The sequence below is a fragment of the Pseudoxanthomonas broegbernensis genome (assembly GCF_014202435.1).
Classification (GTDB): Bacteria; Pseudomonadota; Gammaproteobacteria; order Xanthomonadales; family Xanthomonadaceae; genus Pseudoxanthomonas; species Pseudoxanthomonas broegbernensis.
On record NZ_JACHGU010000001.1, the window covers coordinates 193,262 to 211,607 of the forward strand.

Below are 18,346 nucleotides of genomic sequence, written 5' to 3' on the forward strand. Positions count from 1 at the left end.
GGTCATTCGAGCTATCGCGAGGACGCGAAGAAAGAAGCGGTGCGTTCCTCCGTGAGGGAGCGACGGCGGAACGCCGCCGTTCCCGTCCGGAAGGCATCGCGTACGAGAACGCGCCTTCACGGGCCATCGTGGATCGCCGTCTCGACGGGAGCCTCACAAATTCTGGTAGTTCGGCCCCGATCCGCCCTCCGGCGTGACCCAGGTGATGATCTCGTAAGGGTCCTTGATGTCGCAGGTCTTGCAGTGCACGCAGTTGGCGGCGTTGATCTGCAGGCGGCGGCCGCGGCTCCCATCGGGCCCGGCGTCCTCCACCATCTCGTAGACACCGACCGGGCAGAAGCGGGTGCAGGGGTTGGCGTACTCGACCGTGCAGCGGTCCACGCAGATGGAGGGGTCGGCCACCTTCAGGTGCACGGGCTGGTCCTCGTCGTGCTCGGTGGCCGCGTAGTACACGCCTTGCAGGCGGTCACGCGGGGGCAGGGTGCGTTCGACGTAGTCGCGCCTGGGCTGCTCGTGCTCGCCCACCTTGTCCAGCGAGGACCAGTCCGGGGCCACCTTGAGCGTCCACGGCGAGGCGCCCTTCACCACGGTTTCCCAGGCGGCGTTGGCCAGGCCGAACCACAGGCCCTTCTTGAAACCGGGCTTGATGTTGCGCACCTGCCTCAGTTCGGCCGCCGCCGCGGAGGCGCGCAGCCTGGCGTCGAAGCCGGCCGGCTGCAGGCCGTTGCCGGCCAGGTGCTCGGCGGCGAGCATGCCGCTGCGGATTGCCTGGTGGGTGCCCTTGATTTTGGGGACGTTGAGCAGGCCGGCGGTGTCGCCGATCAGCAGCGCGCCGGGCATCTCGACCCTGGGCAGCGATTGCCAGCCGCCGGTGACGATGGCGCGCGCGCCGGCCGAGAGGATGCCTCCGCCCTCCAGCAGCGGCGCGACCAGCGGGTGGTTCTTCCATTGCTGGAAGGCCTCCCACGGCTTGTAGTGCGGATCGCGGTAGTCCAGGCCGCTGACGTAGCCCAGCGCGACCTGGTCGTTGCGCAGGTGGTAGAGGAAGCCGCCGCCATAGGTATGGGTGTCGGCCGGCCAGCCCAGGGTGTGCACGATCTTGCCGGGCACGGCCCGCCCTTCCGGCACCTGCCACAGTTCCTTGATGCCGATGGAATAGCCCTGCGGGTCGCTGCCCGCGTCCAGGCCGAAGCGCCCGACCAGGCGCTTGGTCAGGTGGCCGCGTGCGCCCTCGGCCAGCACCGTGACCTTGGCCCTGATGTCGATGCCGGGGGTGTAGCCGGGCTTGTGCGAGCCGTCCCTGGCCACGCCCATGTCGCCGATGCGCACGCCCAGCACCGCGCCGTCGGCATCGTGCAGCGTATGCGCGGCGGCGAAGCCGGCGTAGATCTCCACGCCCAGCGCCTCGGCCTGCGGCGCCAGCCAGGCGCACATCGCGCCCAGGCTGACGATGAAGTTGCCATGGTTGCGCATGCCGGGCGGCACGAACGGCAGCTTGCGCCCGCCGTCCTTGCCCAGGAACCAGAACTCGTCCTCGCCTGCGGGCACGCAGATCGGCGGCGGGGTGTCGCGCCAGCCGGGCAGCAGCGCGTCCAGTGGGCCGGGCTCGATCACCGCGCCCGACAGGATGTGTGCACCGACGGTGCTGGACTTCTCGATCACGCAGACCGAGATCCCCGGATCGAGTTGCTTGAGGCGGATGGCGAACGCCAGGCCGGCCGGGCCGGCGCCGACGGTGACGACGTCGTACTCCATCACGTCGCGCTCGATGGCATCGTCGGCTTCGGGAGGCACAGGGAGGGGGAGATCCTGCATCGTTCGGCTCCGGCTTGGCTGTTATGGCTAATACCCATTTTCGGGGTTCGGCGCGGGTGGGGCAAATCGCGGCGTCCCGGCCATCATGCGGTCGCGCAACCTGCCGCGGATGCGTTCCTGGGCGCGATGAGCTTCCTCGCGTGGGTCGGGGGCCGCAAGAGCCATCGCTCGAAGGCGCTCCGCGCGAGGCGGTGCTAGCGTGGCGGCCCATGGAATGGATCGATTTCCAGGTGCCCGACGCGCGCCTGCGCCTGGCCCGGGGCTGGCTGGCGCCGGACGCCGCGGCCTCGCTGATGGAGGCGCTGCTGCACGAACTGCCGTGGAGCGTGCACCGGGTGCGGCTGTTCGGCCGCGAGCTTCCGTCGCCGCGGTTGAGCTGCTGGGCGGGGGATGCGCAGGCGGCGTACCGCTATTCCGGCAGCCGCTTCGAGCCGCAGCCCTGGACGCCGGCCCTGGTCGCGCTGCGCGACCGCCTGGTGGAGGAACTGGCGCATCCGTTCAACAGCGTGCTGGCCAACCGCTACCGCAGCGGCGCCGATGCGATGGGCTGGCACAGCGACGACGAGCCGGAGCTTGGCCCCGAACCGATGATCGCCTCGCTGAGCCTGGGGGCGACGCGCCGCTTCCTGCTGCGCCATCGGCACGACCCGGGGCAGCGGCTGTCACTGGTCCTGGCGCCGGGCAGCCTGTTGCTGATGGGCGGCTCCACCCAGCGTTGCTGGAAACATGCGTTGCCGCGCACGGCGCGGCCGGTCGGGGAGCGGATCAACCTGACCTTCCGCCACGTCGTCGCGCGGTAGCGGCGGCCGCCTCATCCCTTGCGGGGGCCGGCTTGCGCCGGCGACCGTATCCGAACCAGGAATGGCCGGCGCGCCCGGCGTGGCGGCCGCCGGCCCTGCCCGGCTCCTGCATGGGCGCCGCGCTCAGCCGCTTTCCGTGGTCGGCACGCCGGCATGCCGGCCATCGACCATGCCCGGTGCCCCTACGGCGGCGGGTGGCGCCGGGTATCGGCCTGGCCCTGGGCGAGGGTCCAGCCGGCGATCTCCGGGGTGATGGCGCCCAGCGCTTGTTCGAAGGCGGCGGCCACGCTGGCGATGTCGGTAGCCGCGGCGGGCAGCGCCTGCCGGAAGGTGCGGCTGGCGACTACGCGCTGGTCGGTGTTGTGCAGCAGCTTGGCCGCGACCTCGATGGTCGCCGCCGGGCCGCCGCCGGCGTAGTCGGCCTCGAAGCGGCGCACGTCCATCGCCAGCCGGTAGTCGGCGCGCAGGCCGGTGGCCACCCGTCCGACCGCGGCGATCTTCCCCGAGTCCTCCAGCGCACGCAGCACCGCGCCTTCGAGCAGGTCCGTCGGCGGTTGCGCCCAGACCGCGCCGCGGTACACCTGCAGTTCGCCCGGCACCGGGCGGACGCCGATGCGGGGACTGTCGATCAGGCGCGACGCGCTGGGCTTGGAGACGGCCAGTTGCCAATCCACCTGTGGCCAGGCGGGGTCGGTCTGTACCTGCACCTGGGGCGCGTAGATGGTCACCGGGTCGCGCTGGCTGCCGGTGAGCAGCGAGCAGCCGGCCAGCAGCAGCGCGCCGGCCATCGCCAGCGCGGTGCGCAGCGGCCGGACGCGCTCGCGCCGCCGGCTTCCGGCCCGCGTGCCGGCGGTCCGGCCCGGCTCCGATGCGGCGTGCCGTACGCGCCGGCATGCCGTTGTCGCTTCCATCCCTTCCATATGCGTTCCTCCGGCCGCGGTGGCGGCGCGCGCGTGCATCATCGGCTCCATTCCCGCTATCCCGGTCGCCGGCCTCACGGCTCGAACTCCTTGGGCCCGTCGCGCCCGAGCAGGAAGCGGCTGGGGTTGTTCTCCAGCCGGTCGCTGATCTGGCGCAGGTCGCGAATCAGGCCGCGCAGCTCGGTCAGGGTCGGGCCGAGCTGGGCCAGGCCGTCGTTGGCGAAGCTGTTGATGGCCGCGCGATTCTCGCCGAGGATCGCATCGGCGTTGCCGGCGGCCGAGTCCAGGCGCGCCAGGGTGGAATCGAGCTTGGCGACGATGGCCGGCAGCTCGCGCACCAGGTTCCGGTCCAGGCGCTGCATGGTGCCGTTGGTGGTCTGCAGGGTGGTGTCCAGGCTGCGCGCGGCGTCGCGCGCGCTGACCAGCAGCGCTTCCATGCCCTGGTCCTTTGCGGCCAGCGAGCCGGTGATGCTCTCGATGTTCTCCAGGGTCGCGGTCACCCGCGCCACGTTGCCGTCGCTGAGCATCTGGTCCAGCCGCTCGACGATGCGGCTGGCGGTGTCGGTGATGTTCTGCAGGGCCGAGGGCGCGGTCTGGATCAGCGGGGTGTCGCGCGGGTCCACGGCGGTGAGCATCGGCGCCCCCGGGGTGCCGCCGGAGAGCTGGATGATGGCCGGGCCGGTGAGGCTGGTGATGGCCAGCTTGGCGCGGGTGTCGGTCTTGATCGGCGCGGTGGCGTCGGCGCGGATGATCGCCACCACCCGGCGCGGGTCGTTGGGGTCCAGCGAGAGCTTGTCGATGGAGCCGACCGAGATGCCGTTGTACTGCACCGGGCTGCCCACCGACAGGCCGGTGACCGCCTCGTCGAACACGATCTGGTAACGCTGCCAACTGCGCTCGGACGAGTACTTGGCCGCCCATAGCCCGAACAGCAGAAGGCCGATCGACACCACCAGGGTGAACGCGCCGATCAGCACGTAGTTGGCCTTGGTCTCCATGGGTCAGTCCGCCTCCGTTGGCGTGGCCGGTGGGCCGTAGGTGTCGCGTGCCCTGCGCGCGGACCGGGCGCGCGGGCCGTGGAAGTATTCCTGCACCCAGGGGTGATCGAATCGCTCGACCTCCTCCAGCGGCGCGTTGACCACCACCTTGCGGTCGGCCAGCACCGCCACCCGGTCGCAGATAGCGTACAGGGTGTCCAGGTCGTGGGTGATGAGCAGCACGGTCAGGCCCAGCGCTTCCTGCAGGGTCGCCAGCAGGCGGTCGAAGGCGTCCGCGCCGATCGGGTCCAGGCCGGCGGTGGGCTCGTCCAGGAACAGCAGCGGCGGGTCCAGCGCCAGCGCCCGGGCCAGGCCGGCGCGCTTGCGCATGCCGCCGGACAGTTGCGAGGGCAGCTTGTCGATGGCGTCGGCCGGCAGCCCGGCCAGCTTCACCTTCAGCAGCGCCAGTTCGTAGCACCAGCTTTCCGGCAGGTCGCGGTGGTGCTCCTTCAGCGGCACCTGCACGTTCTCGCCCACGGTCAGCGAGGAGAACAACGCGCCGTCCTGGAACAGCACGCCGCTGTTGCGCTCGATGTGCAGGCGCTGCGCGCGGTCCTCGGACAGCGCGTCCGCGCCCAGCACGCGGATGCTTCCGCCGGCCGGCTTCTGCAGCCCCAGGATGCTGCGCATCAGCACCGACTTGCCGGTGCCCGAGCCGCCCACCACGCCGAGGATCTCGCCGCGGCGCACGTCCAGGTCCAGGCCGTCGTGCACCACCTGCTCGCCGAAGCGGTTGACCAGGCCGCGCACGGAGATGGCGGCTTCGTCTTCCGTTCGCTGTTCGCTGTTCGCTGTGCCCGGCTTCATCGTCACCAGTCCATGTGCATGAACCACAGGGCGGCCAGCGCGTCGATGACGATCACCAGCGATATGGCCTGGACCACGCTGGAGGTGGTGCGCTCGCCCACCGACTGCGCCGTGCCCTTCACCTGCAGCCCCTCCAGGCAGCCGATCAGGCCGATCACCAGGGCGAACACCGGCGCCTTGGACAGCCCGACCAGGAAGTGCCGCACTTCCATCGTGTCCTGCATCCGCGCCAGGTACATCTGCGGCGGGATGTCCAGGTCGAACGCGCCCACCGTGACGCCGCCGGCCAGGCCGGCCACCATCGCCACGAAGGTCAGCAGCGGCAGCATCACCAGCAGCGCCAGCAGCCGCGGGATCACCAGCAGGTCGACCGGGTCCAGGCCCAGGGTGCGGATTGCGTCGATCTCCTCGCGCGCCTTCATCGCGCCGATCTGCGCGGTGAAGGCCGAGGCGGTGCGCCCGGCCAGGACAATGGCGGTGAGCAGCACCGCGAACTCGCGCAGGAAGGCGATGGAGACCAGCTCGACCACGAAGATCTCCGCGCCGAAGTCGCGCAGGATGGTCGAGCCGAGGAAGGCGATGACCGCGCCGACCAGGTAGGACAGCAGCGCCACCAGCGGCACCGCGTCCAGGCCCACCTGCTCCATGTGCGCGACCGTGGCGGTGACGCGGAAGCGGCGCGGCTCGCGGACCATGCGCGCCAGCTTGCTCAGGTTCTCGCCGGTGAAGCCGACCAGCGCCACCACTTCGCGCAGGTTGGCCTGGACCGCGCGGCCCAGGCGCTCCAGCGCGGCGGCCACGCCGAAGTCGCGGCGCGCGCGCGGGCGGTCGTCGGCTACGTCCTCGATCGCCTTCACCAGCGCGGTGTGGTCCCTGCCGAAGTGCAGCGCCGCCTCGTCCAGCGAGCGGCGGCGGGCGAAGCGGATCAACTGCATGACCCCGGCCGAGTCCAGCCGGTCCACCCCGGCCGCGTCGATGGCGGCCGCGTCCTGCGGCACCTCGCGCAGGGTCTCGCCCATCGCCACGGCGTGCGCCAGCGTCCACTCGCCGGCCAGGCGGATGCGGCCGTCGGAGGGATCGCGCTGCCAACTGGGCGGGTTCGGGGGCGAATCGCGCATGGTCGCGGGCGAGCATACAGGCAAGCGGCCGGGGTGTTGCATCGTGCCCGGCAACGGGGCGGCGGGCCATACTAGGCCGATGTCCACCGCCACGCCCCGCCACCCGGCCAGCTATGCGCAGCGCATCGCGTTCGTCGCCGAGATGGCCGCGCGCCTGCATCGCTACGGCACCACCGCGCAGCGGCTGGAGGCAGCGACCACCGCGCTGTCGCAGCGCCTGGACCTGGAGTGCGAGCCCTGGTCCAACCCGACCGGCCTGATCCTGAGCTTCAACGACCCGGGCAAGCCGCCGGGCAGCAGCGACACCACCCGGGTGATCCGCCTGCCGCCGGGCGAGAACGACCTGCACAAGCTGGGCGAGGCCGACCGCATCGCCGAGGCGGTGGCGGGCGGGCAGTTGACCATCGCCCAGGGCCACACCGCGCTGCGCACCCTGGACCGCGCCCCGCTGGCCCGTACCCGGGTGATGCAGGTACTGGCCTTCGGCCTGGTGGCCGCGGGCGTGGCCGGACTGTGGCGGCTGCCGTGGCTGGACATGGCCACCGCCGGGTTCACCGGCTTGCTGATCGGCCTGCTGGACCAGTACACCGGCCGGCACCCGGCGCTGAAGGAGGCCGGCGAGGCCCTGGCCGCGCTCACCGCCGGCGCGGTGGTGACCGGCGTGGCGGCGCTGGTGGCGCCGTTGAACCTCAACACCGTGATCATCGCCTCGCTGGTCGTACTGTTGCCCGGCATGTCGCTGACCAACGCCATGAACGAGCTGTCCAGCCAGCACTGGGTCTCGGGCACGGTCCGCTTCGCCGGGGCGCTGACCACGGTGCTGAAGCTGACCGTGGGCGCGATGGTGGCGGTCATCCTGCTGGACCTGCTCGGCCTGGAACCGCAGGTACGGGCCTGGCGGCCGCAGCCGGACTGGGTGGAATGGGTCTCGATGGGCGTGGCCGCGTTCGCCTTCGCGGTGCTGTTCAAGGCCAGCCGGCGCGACTATCCCTGGGTGATGGGCGCGGCCATCGCCGGCTACCTGATCTCGCGCCATGCCGGCCAGGCCTGGGGCAGCCCGGCGGGCATCTTCCTCTCGGCGCTGGCGCTGACCGCGGCCGGCAACGGCTTCGGGCGCTGGGCGCACCGGCCCGGTGCGGTGATCCGGCTGCCGGGCATCATCATGCTGGTGCCCGGCAGCGCCAGCCTGCGCGGCCTGCTCACCCTGGTCCAGCAGCAGGACATGGACGTGGGGCAGAGCGCGCTGCTGGGCGTGCTCAACATCATCATGGCGCTGGTGGCCGGGCTGCTGTTCGGCAACCTGCTGATCCCGGCGCGCAAGAACCTGTAGCGGCCGATGGCGGGTGCCCGGCGGTGCCCCTCGTGGGCGCTTCGTTCGTGGCGGTCGGTGCCGCCGGTCGAGATCGGGTTCTACAGGAAAGGCCGTCGAGCCGGCTGTCGTAGGAGCCGGGTACGGCCGGCGGCCGCCTTGCCGGCGACCAGCCGTCGTGGGCCGCCCGATCCTGTCGCCGGCTGAAGTCGGCTTCGACAGGAAAGGTATTTGGGCGCCGGGGAATAACGATATCCGGAAAACGAGGACGCCGGCGGTTGCCGGCGTCCTCGTGGCGATTACTTCTTCGCTTTCTTGACCACGCGCTTCTTGGCGGCGGGCTTGGATTTGGACGTGGGCTTGGCCGCGCCGGGGATCACGAATTCACCCAGGTCGCGGCCCTGGCCGGTATAGGCGGCCAGCCAGCGCGGCTGCTTGCCGCGGCCGGTCCAGGTTTCCTTGGGGTTGGCGGGATTGCGGTACTTGGGCGCGACCTTGCCCAGCTTGCGCCCTGCGCGGACCGGCGCGGCGGCCTTGCGCGCGCCCTTTGCGGCGGTACCGAACAGCTCCTCGACGGTATAGCCCTCGGCTTTGGCCAGCCGGGTCAGCTTGTTGCGCACCTGCGCCAGGGGCGCGCGCTTGGACAGCAGGGCCTGGCGCTTCTTGGCGGTGGTGATGAGGGAGCCCAGTTCGCGGGGCGAGAGTGTGGCGAGGTCGATCGGCATCGGGTTGAATCTCCGGTTTTCATGGCGGGAAGGCGGGGAAAATATGCCCCTCCCTGGACACGCCTGACCCGGAGGATAATGCACGCGCATTATCACGGCAATGGAAACCGCGTGAAAACCGTCCGATTATCGCCGCATAATCACGGCGCGGCCGTGATATGGGATTCCCCGGCGCGGTCAGGCGCCGCGCAACCGCTCCAGCAGCCGGGTGCGGTCCAGCGCTTCGGCTTCGCCCGCGGTGCGTGCGCGATACTCGAACGTGCCGGCGGCCAGGCCGCGCTCGGATACCACCACCCGGTGCGGAATGCCGATCAGCTCGATGTCGGCGAACATCGCGCCCGGGCGCAGCCCGCGGTCGTCCAGCACGGCCTCGATGCCGGCGGCCCGCAGTTCGTCCAGCAGCGCCTCGGCGGCCGCGTCCACCGCCGCGTCCTTCTTCGGGTTGATCACGCATACCGCCACCGCCCACGGCGCCATCGGCACCGGCCAGACGATGCCGGCCTCGTCGTGGTTCTGCTCGATCGCCGCGGCGACGATGCGGGAGACGCCGATGCCGTAGCAGCCCATCGCCGGCACTGCGGCCTTGCCGGTCTCGTCGAGCACGGTGAAGCCCATCGCTTCGGAATACTTGCGGCCGAGCTGGAACACATGGCCGACCTCGATCCCGCGCGCCAGGCGGATTGCGCCGCCATCGGCCGCGCGGTCGCCGGCCACGACGTTGCGGATGTCTGCGACCACGTCCGGTTCGGGCAGGTCGCGGCCCCAGTTGACGCCGGCGATGTGGAAGCCGGCCTCGTTGGCGCCGACGACGAAGTCGGCCATCGCCGCCACTTCGCGGTCGGCGACGATGCGGATCGCCTGCCGGGGAGCGACCGGGCCCAGGAATCCCGGCTCGCTGCCCAGGTGCTGGGCGATCTCCGCCTCGGTGGCCGGCCGGTAGTCGGCCAGTCCGGCGACCTTGCCCAACTTGATCTCGTTGACCATGTGGTCGCCGCGGACCAGCGCCAGGACGAACCCGTCGCTGCCCATCACCGCGACCGACTTGACCGTGCGCTGCAGCGGGATGCCCATCAGCGCGGCGACTTCCTCGCAGGTCTTCTGGGTCGGCGTATCGATCTTGCGCAGCGCTTCGCCGGCCGCAGCGCGCGGCGCCGGCTCGGCGGCCTGCGCGGCTTCGACGTTCGCGGCGTAGTCCGAGCCGGTGGAGAAGGCCAGCGCATCCTCGCCCGATTCGGCCAGCACGTGGAATTCCTGCGAGGCGTCGCCGCCGATGGCGCCGGAGTCGGCCTGCACCGCGCGGAACTCCAGGCCCAGGCGGGTGAAGACGCGGGTGTAGGCGGCCTTCATGTTCTCGTACTCGCGCGCCAGGTCGGCGTCGCTGGTGTGGAACGAGTAGGCGTCCTTCATCAGGAACTCGCGCGCGCGCATCACCCCGAAGCGCGGGCGGATCTCGTCGCGGAACTTGGTGTGGACCTGGTAGAAATTCACCGGCAACTGCCTGTAGCTGCTCAGCTCCTGGCGGGCGAAGTCGGTGATGGCTTCCTCGGCGGTGGGGCTGTAGCAGTATTCGGCCTCCTTGCGGTCCTTGATCTTCAGCAACTGGCCGCCGAACTGTTCCCAGCGGCCGGTTTCCTCCCACAGCTCGCGCGGCTGGATGGTGGGCAGTTGCAGCTCCACCGCGCCGGCGCGGTCCATTTCCTCGCGGACCACGGCCTCGACCTTGCGCAGCACGCGCAGGCCCAGCGGCGACCAGGTGTACAGGCCGGCGGCGAGCTTGCGGATCATGCCGGCGCGCAGCATCAGCTTGTGGCTGACCAGTTCGGCGTCGGCCGGGGTTTCCTTGGTGGTGTGCAGGTGGAAGCGGGAAAGGCGCATTGCGGGCATTCTGGGGCGGGAGACCGGACATTCTGCCAGCAACGGGACGGAGCCTGCGCCGTGGCGGCGCTTCCGGCATTGCGGCGGGTGGCGGAAGGGGCGGGAATCCCGCCTCCGGCCGCTACGGGGCGGAGGCGGCCGGCGATCGGCATGCCGGTGTGCCGATGGATTCTTGACTTCGTCGCGGCTTGTCGCCGGCCGAGGCCGGCGCCCGCAACGGCCTCGGCAACGAAGGCGGGTTCTAGCGGCCCGCTTCGATCCGGATGCCGGACTCCGGTTCGCGGGCGATGCGTTCGTAGGGGCCGCTCCCGGGCGGGGCGTCGGTGATCTGCAGGTTGCCGGCGGCGTCGCGCCAGCGGTAGAGCGGGCGCAGGGCGTCCTCGGCCTGGGCCGCGGCAGCCCGCTCGGCGCGTTGGTGGGCCTCGGGCGAGCGCTCGGGGGAGGCGTCGCGGCCCAGCCACCAGGCCAGGCCGCCGCCGAGCGCCAGCCCGGCCAGGATCGCCCAGGCCGCGCGCATGTTCAGCCCCGGCAGTAGGCCTTGACCGCGGCTTCGGCCAGGCCCTTCTGCGCCTCGCGCTCGTCGGCGCTGAGGGTGTGGTCGGGCGTGCCGTCGCCGTCGGTGTCCTGCTGCACCGCGACGCTGCCCTGCAGCAACTTCAGGTTGTTGCGCGCGTCGACGCACTGCGGCGTCTCCACCGAGGTGGCCGGGAGGGCGGCCTCGGCGGTCTGGCCGTGGTGGTCGATGCGGCGGACGTCGTACTGCTGGCCCGGCGGCGGCTTGTCGGAAGAGTGGGTGACGCCGTTGGCGTCTTTCCACTGGTAGACGTTGCTGGCCAGGGCCGCGGTGCTGAGGCCGGCGGCCAGGAACAACAGGCAGGACCGGGACAGGATGCGCATCGTGGGCTCTCCGGGAGCGGGGGACGGGCCGATTGCAGCACCGGGCCGGCGGGCTGGCAAGTCGGGGCGGTTCGCAGGCGGCCGGCCGGCCCGTACACTGGCGCCCATGGACCTGGACCGCCCACCGCCGCGCGCACGCGGGATCTACCTGCTGCCGAACCTGTTCACCACCTGCGGGTTGTTCGCGGGTTTCTACGCGATCATCGCCGCGGCCAACAGCCAGTTCACCGCCGCGGCCATCGCCGTGTTCGTGGCCGGGCTGGCCGACGGCATCGATGGCCGGGTGGCGCGGCTGACCGGCACCAGCAGCGCCTTCGGCGTGCAGTACGACTCGCTGGCCGACCTGGTCAGCTTCGGCCTGGCCCCGGCGCTGGTGATGTACCACTGGTCGCTTTCGGCGCTGATGCTGGACAACGCGACCATGGGCCGGGTGGGCTGGGCGGTGGCCTTCCTCTATGCGGCCTGCGCGGCCCTGCGCCTGGCCCGTTTCAACACCCAGGTCGGGGTGGTGGACAAGGGCTGGTTCGTGGGCCTGGCCAGCCCGGCCGCGGCGGGGCTGATGATGGCCTTCGTCTGGGCCTTCGCCGATGGCGGGCTGGGCTGGAACGGGGAGGAACTGCGCTACGTCGCCCTGGGCGTGACCCTGTGCTCGGCCTTGCTGATGGTCAGCCGGGTGCGCTACTGGAGCTTCAAGGGCAGCGGCGAGGGCGGGGCGCGCGCCGACCGGGTGCCGTTCGCGGTGCTGCTGGTGGTGCCGGTGGCCATCGCCGTGCTGGTGATCGACCTGCCGCGGGTACTGCTGGCGGTGGGCGTGCTGTACGCGCTGTCCGGGCCGCTGCTGGCGGCGTGGCTGCGCTGGCGCCGGCGGTCCGGGCCGGCATGAGCGCTCCGGCGCCCGGCGGTTCGCTCTGGAGCCCGCAGCAGCGCGGCTGGCTGCGGGCGCTGGGCTATGCGCTGTATCGCACCGGTTCCGGCGCGGCCGAGGACGCCGTGCCGGAACCGGAGAATGCGCCGCCGCGCGAAGCCATGGCATCCGTGCCCCGACCCCATCCCGAGCCGGCGCCCCGGGGCGCATCGCCCGCGGCTGGCGCGCACCGGGCGCCACCGCATCGCGGCCACGCCGATCCGGACGCCGTTGCCGAGGCGCCGGCGACGGCGCCTGCACCGGCCTTGGCGCCGCCTCCCACCCGCCGTCCGGCGCACCTGCCCGATCGGCTGCAACTGGCCCTGCTGCGCGCTTCCGGCATGGACCCGTCCGACCCGGCCACGCAGGCGGCGATGGCGCAATGGCCGGTGGAGCGGCTGCGCGGCGATGCCGCGGCCAAGCGCGCGTTCTGGCCGCAGTTGCGCGCATTGAGGCGCCGTTCGTGAGCGTGGCCGCCTACCGCGCGCTGGCGCCGTCCTGGCGCCTGCGCGCCATGCGCGAGGGCGACCTGGATGCGGTGATGGCGATCGAGCGCCGCGCCTATCCCTTCCCGTGGAGCCGCGGCACGTTTCGCGACTGTCTGCTGGCCGGCTACCCGTCCCTGCTGGCCCTGGAGGACGATCGCCCGGCCGGCTACGGGGTGATGAGCGTGGCCGCCGGCGAGGCGCACCTGTTGAACCTGTGCACCGCGCCGGAGCGGCAGTCGCGCGGCCTGGGCCGGCACCTGCTGCGCGCGCTGCTGCGCACGGCGCGCGACCGCGGCACCCGGCGCATCTTCCTGGAGGTGCGGCCCTCCAACCCGCCGGCCATCGCCCTGTACCGCAGCGAGGGCTTCGACGAGATCGGCCGCCGCCCGCGCTACTACCCGGCCGTACAGGGCCGCGAGGACGCCCTGGTGATGGCGATGGAACTGGTCACCGGCGAGATGGAGCGGATGCCGCCGCTGTAGCCGCCGCCATGCGCGGTCGCCGGCTGAAGCCGGCTCCTGCGGGGGGGCCGGGCATCGGGAATGCGTACGCCCGCCTCAGAGCCGCTCGCGCTGCGCCTGCAGGCCGGCCAGTTGGGTGCTCCAGTCGGCCAGGCGGGCGCGCTCCTGCTCGACCACCGCGGCGGGCGCGTTGGCGACGAAGGTGGCGTTGCCGAGCTTGCCGTTGCACTTGCCGATCTCGGCCTGCACGCGCTTGATCTCCTTGTCCAGGCGCACGCGCTCGGCGTCCAGGTCCACCAGGCCTTCCAGCGGCACCAGCAGCTTCAGCTCGCCGACGATGGCGGTGGCCGAGGCGGGCGCGTCGGCGCCGGCGTCCAGCCATTCGATCGCCTCCAGCCGCAGCAGGAAGCGCAACTGCGAGGCGAAGCGCTCGATGCGGTCGCGGTCCTGCGCGGTGCCGGCGGCCAGCAGCAGGCGCACGGCCTTGCCCGGGGAAACGCCCAGCTCGCTGCGCACCCGGCGCAGCGCCGAGACCATGGACTTGAGCCATTCCACGTCGGCCTCGGCGGCGGCGCAGCCCTGGCCGGCGAAGTCGCCCGGGAGCGGATACGGGCGCAGCGAGATCGAGTCGCCTTCCACCCCCACGCGCGGGGCCGCCTGTCGCCACAGTTCCTCGGTCACGAACGGCACCAGCGGGTGCAGCAGGCGCAGCAGCGACTCGAGCACGTACAGCAGGGTGTGGCGGGTGCTGGCGGCGGCTTGCGCGTCATCGCCGCCCAGCGCCGGCTTGGCCAGTTCCACGAACCAGTCGCAGAACTCGTTCCACGCAAACTCGTACAGCGCCTGCGCCAGCAGGTCGAAGCGGTAGGCGGCGAAGTGTTCCTGCGCCTGCGCGGCGACCGCGGCCAGGCGGGCGAGGATCCACTTCTCGGCGTCGGTCGCGGGCCGCGGCGCGCCGGAGAAGCTCGCACCCTCGGTGTTCATCAGCACGAAGCGGCTGGCGTTCCACAGCTTGTTGCAGAAGTTCTTGTAGCCCTCGGCGCGGCCGAGGTCGAACTTGATGTCGCGGCCGTGGCCGGCCAGCGCGGCGATGGTGAAGCGCAGGGCGTCGGCGCCGTGGGCGATGATGCCGTCGGGGAATTCCTTGCGCGTGGCCTTCTCGATGCGCTCGGCCAGCCTGGGCTGCATCAGGCCGCTGGTGCGCTTGGCGACCAGGTCCTCCAGGGCGATGCCGTCGATGATGTCCAGCGGGTCCAGCACGTTGCCCTTGGACTTGGACATCTTCTGGCCCTGGGCGTCGCGGATCAGGCCGGTGATGTAGACGTCGCGGAACGGCACCCGCCCGGTGAAGCTGTCGGTGGCCATGATCATCCGCGCCACCCAGAAGAAGATGATGTCGAAGCCGGTGACCAGCACCGACGAGGGCAGGTAGCGGTCGAAGCCGCGCTGCGCCATGGCGGCCTCGTCGGGCCAGCCCAGGGTGCTGAACGGCCACAGTTGCGAGGAGAACCAGGTCTCCAGTACGTCGCTGTCCTGGTTCAACGCGACCTCGGCGCCGAGGCCGTGCCTGGCGCGCACCTCGTCCTCGCTGCGGCCGACATGGCACGTGCCGTCGGCGTCGAACCACGCCGGGATGCGGTGCCCCCACCAGAGCTGGCGGCTGATGCACCAGTCCTGGATGTTCTCCATCCAGTGGCGGTAGGTGTTGACCCAGTTCGGCGGGACGAATTTCACTTCGCCCGATTCCACGAGTTCCAGGCCGCGCTTCGCGAGCGCGTCCATCTTCACGAACCACTGGTCGGTCAGGTACGGCTCGATCACCTGGCCGGTGCGGTCGCCGCGCGGTACCTGCAGCTTGTGCGGCCTGGTCTCCGCCAGCAGGCCCAGATCCTCCAGGTCGGCGAGCACGGCCTTGCGCGCGTCGTAGCGGTCCAGGCCGCGGTACTTTTCCGGCGCGCTGTCGTTGAGCGCGGCCACCGGGGTGAACAGGTTGATCAGCGGCAGGCCATGCCGCACGCCCACCTGGTAGTCGTTGAAGTCGTGCGCCGGGGTCACCTTGACCACGCCGGTACCGAAGGCGCGGTCGACGTAGTCGTCGGCGATCACCGGGATGCGGCGGCCCGTCAGCGGCAGTTCGACCTGCTTGCCGACCAGCGACGCGTAGCGCGGGTCCTCCGGGTGCACCATCGCGGCGGTGTCACCGAGCATGGTTTCCGGGCGGGTGGTGGCCACGATCAGGTAGTCGCGGGTCTCGCGCAGGACCTCGTTGCCGTCGGCGTCGACCTCGACGTGCTCGTAGGCCGCGCCGTCGGCCAGCGGGTAGCGGATCGACCAGAGGAAGCCGTCCTCCTCCACGTTCTCCACTTCCAGGTCGGAGATCGCGGTCTTCAGCACCGGGTCCCAGTTCACCAGTCTTTGGCCGCGGTAGATCAGGCCCTGCTCGTACCAGCGCACGAACGCCTCGACCACCGCCGCCGAGGGCTGAGGGTCCATGGTGAAGGTGCTGCGCGACCAGTCGCCGGAGGCGCCCAGGCGGCGCATCTGCCGCTCGATGGTGTCGCCGGACTGCGCCTTCCACTCCCAGACCTTGGCCACGAAGCCCTCGCGGCCCAGCGAGTCGCGGGTCTGGCCGCTGCCTTCCAGCGCCAGGTTGCGGCCGACCACCATCTCGGTGGCGATGCCGGCGTGGTCGGTGCCCATCTGCCACAGGACATCGAAGCCGCGCATGCGGTGGTAGCGCACCAGCGCGTCCATCAGCGTGTGCTGGAAGGCGTGGCCCATGTGCAGGGTGCCGGTGACGTTGGGCGGCGGCAGCAGGATCGCGTAGGGCTCGCCCCGGCCGCTGGGCTTGAAGCAGCCGCTGGCCTCCCATTCGGCGTACAGGCGCGTTTCGAAGGTCTTGGGTTCGTAGCCGGAGGGCAGGGAGGTCATGGCGGAAGCGGGGTCCGGTGAAGAGAGGCGGTCAGGCGCGCTGTCGCAGCGCACGCCGGATTTTCTGGTCGGTGCTGTACTGGCTCAGCGCGTAGACCGCCCAGATCGTGGCCGGCAGCCAGCCCAGCACGGTCAGTTGCAGGAACAGGCACAGCAGGCCGGCGAAGGGGCGGCCGATGGTGAAGAAAGTCAGCCAGGGCAGCAGCAGGGCGATGATCAGGCGCATGTGGAAGGAGTCGGGCGGCGGGGGATGGACGTTACATGTCGTGCTTGTTCAGGGCGTAGCCCAGCGCCTGGTACTGCTTCCAGCGCTCGCGCAGCGGGCCGCGCGCGGCCGGGTCGGCCGGCACCACTTCCAGCACGCGCTCGCAGGCCTCGCGCCAGGCCTCGTCGCGCAGGTTGATCACCAGCGGCCGCGGCGGCGCCTCGGTGCCGGGGGCGACGATCAGTACCGGGGTGGCTTCGTCGTCCTCGTCGTCGCCGGCGATCTGGTGCGGGATGTAGGCGTCCGGATCGAACGACCACAGCAGGTCGTCCAGCGCCTCGGCCTGGGCCGCGTCGCGCGCCAGCACCAGGGTGAACTGGTTGGCGTCGCAGGCACGGCGGGCCAGTTCGCAGACCAGCAGCAGCGGCTGCTCGGCGAAGCGGGGCTTGGCGATGAGGTAGAAATCGGCGCGGGGCATGGGCTGGCGCTTACCCGGCCCGGTCCAGCAGCCACTGGCTCAGCAGCCCGACCGGGCGGCCGGTGGCCATGCCGCGCTTGCCCTCGTCGCTGGCCGAGCCGGCGATGTCCAGGTGCGCCCAGCGCTGTCCTTCGGCGAAGCGGGCCAGGAAGCAGCCGGCGGTGATCGCGCCGCCCCAGCGGCCGCCGATGTTGTAGACGTCGGCGAAGGTCGATTCCAGCAGGGTCTGGTACTCGTCCCACAGCGGCAGGCGCCAGGCGCGGTCGAACACCTGCTCGCCGGCGGCCAGCAGTTCGTCGGCCAGGTCGTCGTGCTTGCTCATCAGGCCCGAGGCGTACTTGCCCAGGGCGACCATGCACGCGCCGGTCAGGGTGGCCACGTCGACCAGCGCCTGCGGCTCGAAGCGCTGCGCATAGGTCAGCGCGTCGCACAGGATCAGGCGGCCCTCCGCGTCGGTGTTGCCGACCTCGATGGTCTTGCCGGACATGGAGGTGATCACGTCCGAGGGACGGTAGCTGTTGCCGTCGATCGCGTTCTCCACCGCCGGGGCGATCGCCACCAGGTTCAGCGGCAGCTTCATCTTCACCGCGGCCACGAAGGTGCCCAGCACGCTGCCGGCGCCGAGCATGTCGTACTTCATCTCCTCGATGCCGCCCTGGGTCTTGAGGTTGACGCCGCCGGTGTCGAAGGTGATGCCCTTGCCGACCAGCACGTAGGGCTTGGCGTCGCCGCCGCCGGACCACTTCAGCACCACCAGGTGCGGGCGGTTGACCGAGCCGCGGGCCACGGCCAGCAGCGAGCCCATGCCCAGCGCCTCCATCTGCGCCTCGTCGAGGATCTCGGCCTCGGCGCCCTCGTGGGCGGCGGCGAACGCGCGCGCCTGCTCGGCCAGGTAGGCGGGGTTGCAGACGTTGGGCGGCAGGTTGCCCAGCTCCCGGGTGAAGGCCACGCCGGCGGCGATGGCCTCGCCCTGGGCCAGGGCGGCGGCGTCCTCGCCGGCGATGGCCAGTTCGCGCAGGCCCGGCTCGTCCTTCTTCTTGCCCAGGGTGGCGGTGTAGCGGTAGGCGGCATGGTCGGCGGCGATGACCGCCTGGCGCACGTTCCACGCGGCGTCGCGGCCGCCCACGGCCGCTTCGCTGATCGTGAACAGCGCCTTGCCCACCGGGCCCGTCTTCAGCGCGCGCACCGCGTCGGCCACCGCCTTGAGGTACTGGGGCACGCCGAACTTGGCCTTCTCGCCCAGGCCGACGACCAGCACGCGCGGCGCGGACACGCCCGGCAGGTCGTGCAGCAGCAGGCTGCGGCCGGTGCGGCCGCTGAGGTCGCCGCGCTCGATCAGGGTGGCCAGGCGGCCGCCGCTGGCCGCGTCGATGGCCAGGCCCGCGGGCGTGAGCGACTTGTCGGCATGGAGGCCGACCACGACGCAATCGAAGGCGGCCGCGGCGGCGGCCTCGCGGTTCAGGGTGAATTGCAGGGCCATTGATCAGATTCCCGGGGGCGGTTGCGTACAATCGCGGATCGCCCGCGGCGGGCCGGTGGCCGGCACGCCGGGAAATCCGCAAGCGAACCCGGGATT

At 71.6% G+C, this 18,346-nt stretch carries 18 protein-coding genes; 5 read left to right on the forward strand and 13 right to left on the reverse strand.

Annotated elements, in window-relative coordinates:
- Positions 1-153: 153 nt before the first annotated feature.
- Positions 154-1,755, reverse strand: coding sequence for an electron transfer flavoprotein-ubiquinone oxidoreductase (locus HNR76_RS00860; RefSeq protein ID WP_246428976.1), 1,602 nt, complete (start codon positions 1,753-1,755; stop codon positions 154-156).
- Between the two features lie 269 nt (positions 1,756-2,024).
- On the opposite strand from HNR76_RS00860, the gene HNR76_RS00865 reads away from it, so the two are divergent.
- Positions 2,025-2,615 carry an alpha-ketoglutarate-dependent dioxygenase AlkB family protein gene (locus HNR76_RS00865; protein ID WP_162310717.1) on the forward strand — a complete coding sequence of 197 codons (591 nt, stop codon included), beginning with the start codon at positions 2,025-2,027 and terminating at the stop codon, positions 2,613-2,615.
- 182 nt (positions 2,616-2,797) lie between these two features.
- Here the strand turns inward: HNR76_RS00865 and HNR76_RS00870 are convergent, their stop codons facing one another.
- From HNR76_RS00870 to HNR76_RS00885, 4 genes are all read right to left on the reverse strand, one after another.
- Entirely contained in the window at positions 2,798-3,403 is a 606-nt protein-coding gene (locus tag HNR76_RS00870) for an ABC-type transport auxiliary lipoprotein family protein (protein ID WP_162310716.1), read from the reverse strand.
- A gap of 206 nt (positions 3,404-3,609) precedes the next feature.
- Complete coding sequence (locus HNR76_RS00875) at positions 3,610-4,533, reverse strand: MlaD family protein (RefSeq protein WP_162310715.1); 924 nt, start codon at positions 4,531-4,533, stop codon at positions 3,610-3,612.
- A gap of 3 nt (positions 4,534-4,536) precedes the next feature.
- Complete coding sequence (locus HNR76_RS00880; RefSeq protein WP_162310714.1) at positions 4,537-5,379, reverse strand: ABC transporter ATP-binding protein; 843 nt, start codon at positions 5,377-5,379, stop codon at positions 4,537-4,539.
- Positions 5,380-5,381: 2 nt separating this feature from the next.
- Positions 5,382-6,497, reverse strand: coding sequence for an ABC transporter permease (locus HNR76_RS00885; protein ID WP_162310713.1), 1,116 nt, complete (start codon positions 6,495-6,497; stop codon positions 5,382-5,384).
- Between the two features lie 79 nt (positions 6,498-6,576).
- On the opposite strand from HNR76_RS00885, the gene HNR76_RS00890 reads away from it, so the two are divergent.
- On the forward strand, positions 6,577-7,827 hold the full coding sequence (locus tag HNR76_RS00890; RefSeq protein ID WP_162310712.1) for a threonine/serine exporter family protein: 1,251 nt from the start codon (positions 6,577-6,579) through the stop codon (positions 7,825-7,827).
- 278 nt (positions 7,828-8,105) lie between these two features.
- Here the strand turns inward: HNR76_RS00890 and HNR76_RS00895 are convergent, their stop codons facing one another.
- The 4 genes from HNR76_RS00895 to HNR76_RS00910 form a co-directional block, all read right to left on the reverse strand.
- Positions 8,106-8,531, reverse strand: coding sequence for an H-NS histone family protein (locus tag HNR76_RS00895; RefSeq protein WP_162310711.1), 426 nt, complete (start codon positions 8,529-8,531; stop codon positions 8,106-8,108).
- 177 nt (positions 8,532-8,708) lie between these two features.
- A complete protein-coding gene (locus HNR76_RS00900) occupies positions 8,709-10,406 on the reverse strand; it encodes a proline--tRNA ligase (protein ID WP_162310710.1) in 1,698 nt (565 codons plus the stop codon).
- A 241-nt stretch (positions 10,407-10,647) separates the two neighbouring features.
- The gene (locus HNR76_RS00905) at positions 10,648-10,923 is read right to left on the reverse strand and encodes a DUF4124 domain-containing protein (protein WP_162310709.1); all 276 of its coding nucleotides are present in this window, start codon (positions 10,921-10,923) and stop codon (positions 10,648-10,650) included.
- A gap of 2 nt (positions 10,924-10,925) precedes the next feature.
- Positions 10,926-11,303, reverse strand: a complete 378-nt coding sequence (locus tag HNR76_RS00910) for a DUF4124 domain-containing protein (RefSeq protein ID WP_162310708.1) — start codon at positions 11,301-11,303, stop codon at positions 10,926-10,928.
- A 106-nt stretch (positions 11,304-11,409) separates the two neighbouring features.
- On the opposite strand from HNR76_RS00910, the gene HNR76_RS00915 reads away from it, so the two are divergent.
- The 3 genes from HNR76_RS00915 to rimI are packed head-to-tail and all read left to right on the forward strand — an operon-like array spanning position 11,410 to position 13,177.
- Positions 11,410-12,186, forward strand: coding sequence for a CDP-alcohol phosphatidyltransferase family protein (locus tag HNR76_RS00915; protein ID WP_162310707.1), 777 nt, complete (start codon positions 11,410-11,412; stop codon positions 12,184-12,186).
- Positions 12,183-12,674: a hypothetical protein gene (locus HNR76_RS00920; protein ID WP_162310706.1), complete on the forward strand. Its 492-nt coding sequence runs from the start codon at positions 12,183-12,185 to the stop codon at positions 12,672-12,674. Before HNR76_RS00915 ends, HNR76_RS00920 begins: the two co-directional genes overlap by 4 nt.
- A 47-nt stretch (positions 12,675-12,721) precedes the next feature.
- Positions 12,722-13,177 (forward strand): ribosomal protein S18-alanine N-acetyltransferase, encoded by a 456-nt coding sequence (gene rimI / locus HNR76_RS00925; RefSeq protein WP_246428977.1) that lies wholly within the window; start codon positions 12,722-12,724, stop codon positions 13,175-13,177.
- Between the two features lie 75 nt (positions 13,178-13,252).
- Here rimI and HNR76_RS00930 read toward each other — a convergent pair whose 3' ends face one another.
- Genes HNR76_RS00930 through HNR76_RS00945 form a run of 4 tightly spaced genes read right to left on the reverse strand, consistent with a single transcriptional unit; the run spans position 13,253 to position 18,250 of the window.
- Positions 13,253-16,087 (reverse strand): valine--tRNA ligase, encoded by a 2,835-nt coding sequence (locus HNR76_RS00930; protein ID WP_162310704.1) that lies wholly within the window; start codon positions 16,085-16,087, stop codon positions 13,253-13,255.
- A gap of 31 nt (positions 16,088-16,118) precedes the next feature.
- The gene (locus HNR76_RS00935) at positions 16,119-16,313 is read right to left on the reverse strand and encodes a YqaE/Pmp3 family membrane protein (RefSeq protein ID WP_162310703.1); all 195 of its coding nucleotides are present in this window, start codon (positions 16,311-16,313) and stop codon (positions 16,119-16,121) included.
- 31 nt (positions 16,314-16,344) lie between these two features.
- Positions 16,345-16,770: a DNA polymerase III subunit chi gene (locus HNR76_RS00940; RefSeq protein WP_162310702.1), complete on the reverse strand. Its 426-nt coding sequence runs from the start codon at positions 16,768-16,770 to the stop codon at positions 16,345-16,347.
- A 10-nt stretch (positions 16,771-16,780) separates the two neighbouring features.
- A complete protein-coding gene (locus HNR76_RS00945; RefSeq protein WP_162310701.1) occupies positions 16,781-18,250 on the reverse strand; it encodes a leucyl aminopeptidase in 1,470 nt (489 codons plus the stop codon).
- Positions 18,251-18,346: the final 96 nt, after the last annotated feature.

Coding starts and splice junctions, on each gene's coding strand:
- HNR76_RS00885 (WP_162310713.1), bottom strand. CDS start 6,497: ATGCGCGATTCGCCCCCGAACCCGCCCAGTTGGCAGCGCGATCCCTCC.
- HNR76_RS00860 (WP_246428976.1), bottom strand. CDS start 1,755: ATGGAGTACGACGTCGTCACCGTCGGCGCCGGCCCGGCCGGCCTGGCG.
- HNR76_RS00930 (WP_162310704.1), bottom strand. CDS start 16,087: ATGACCTCCCTGCCCTCCGGCTACGAACCCAAGACCTTCGAAACGCGC.
- HNR76_RS00895 (WP_162310711.1), bottom strand. CDS start 8,531: ATGCCGATCGACCTCGCCACACTCTCGCCCCGCGAACTGGGCTCCCTC.
- rimI (WP_246428977.1), top strand. CDS start 12,722: ATGCGCGAGGGCGACCTGGATGCGGTGATGGCGATCGAGCGCCGCGCC.
- HNR76_RS00880 (WP_162310714.1), bottom strand. CDS start 5,379: ATGAAGCCGGGCACAGCGAACAGCGAACAGCGAACGGAAGACGAAGCC.
- HNR76_RS00915 (WP_162310707.1), top strand. CDS start 11,410: ATGGACCTGGACCGCCCACCGCCGCGCGCACGCGGGATCTACCTGCTG.
- HNR76_RS00900 (WP_162310710.1), bottom strand. CDS start 10,406: ATGCGCCTTTCCCGCTTCCACCTGCACACCACCAAGGAAACCCCGGCC.
- HNR76_RS00870 (WP_162310716.1), bottom strand. CDS start 3,403: ATGGCCGGCGCGCTGCTGCTGGCCGGCTGCTCGCTGCTCACCGGCAGC.
- HNR76_RS00940 (WP_162310702.1), bottom strand. CDS start 16,770: ATGCCCCGCGCCGATTTCTACCTCATCGCCAAGCCCCGCTTCGCCGAG.
- HNR76_RS00920 (WP_162310706.1), top strand. CDS start 12,183: ATGAGCGCTCCGGCGCCCGGCGGTTCGCTCTGGAGCCCGCAGCAGCGC.
- HNR76_RS00935 (WP_162310703.1), bottom strand. CDS start 16,313: ATGCGCCTGATCATCGCCCTGCTGCTGCCCTGGCTGACTTTCTTCACC.
- HNR76_RS00875 (WP_162310715.1), bottom strand. CDS start 4,533: ATGGAGACCAAGGCCAACTACGTGCTGATCGGCGCGTTCACCCTGGTG.
- HNR76_RS00910 (WP_162310708.1), bottom strand. CDS start 11,303: ATGCGCATCCTGTCCCGGTCCTGCCTGTTGTTCCTGGCCGCCGGCCTC.
- HNR76_RS00890 (WP_162310712.1), top strand. CDS start 6,577: ATGTCCACCGCCACGCCCCGCCACCCGGCCAGCTATGCGCAGCGCATC.
- HNR76_RS00905 (WP_162310709.1), bottom strand. CDS start 10,923: ATGCGCGCGGCCTGGGCGATCCTGGCCGGGCTGGCGCTCGGCGGCGGC.
- HNR76_RS00945 (WP_162310701.1), bottom strand. CDS start 18,250: ATGGCCCTGCAATTCACCCTGAACCGCGAGGCCGCCGCCGCGGCCGCC.
- HNR76_RS00865 (WP_162310717.1), top strand. CDS start 2,025: ATGGAATGGATCGATTTCCAGGTGCCCGACGCGCGCCTGCGCCTGGCC.